1 pseudogene is annotated in these 252 nt (G+C 56.3%); it reads right to left on the bottom strand.

Going from position 1 to position 252, the window contains the following annotated elements:
- Window positions 1–127: pseudogene (locus GWC77_RS28825) on the bottom strand (IS3 family transposase); the annotation flags it as partial.
- Window positions 128–252: the final 125 nt, after the last annotated feature.

Raw genomic sequence — 252 nt, 5'->3', positions numbered from 1 at the left:
TGAGCGTTCCGTCGTCTTCCGGCCGGCGAGCGTACAGGGCCTGCTCAAGTGCATCGAGAACGAAGTCCGTGGTCATCGACGAACTCACACGCCAGCCGACGATACGTCGCGCGAACACGTCGACTACTGACCTGCCCCCAACAAACCGGGCCAGTCAGAACCTAGTAAAGTTCGTTTTCGGAGAAGAAGACGAACATGAAGAAGCGTTTTACGGAAGAGCAAATCATCGGGTTTCTGAAGGAAGCCGAGGCC

The sequence above is a fragment of the Paraburkholderia sp. NMBU_R16 genome (assembly GCF_013282575.1).
Classification (GTDB): Bacteria; Pseudomonadota; Gammaproteobacteria; order Burkholderiales; family Burkholderiaceae; genus Trinickia.
The sequence above is the reverse complement of the archived record's forward strand: the minus strand, read 5'-3'. Positions and strand labels throughout refer to the sequence as shown.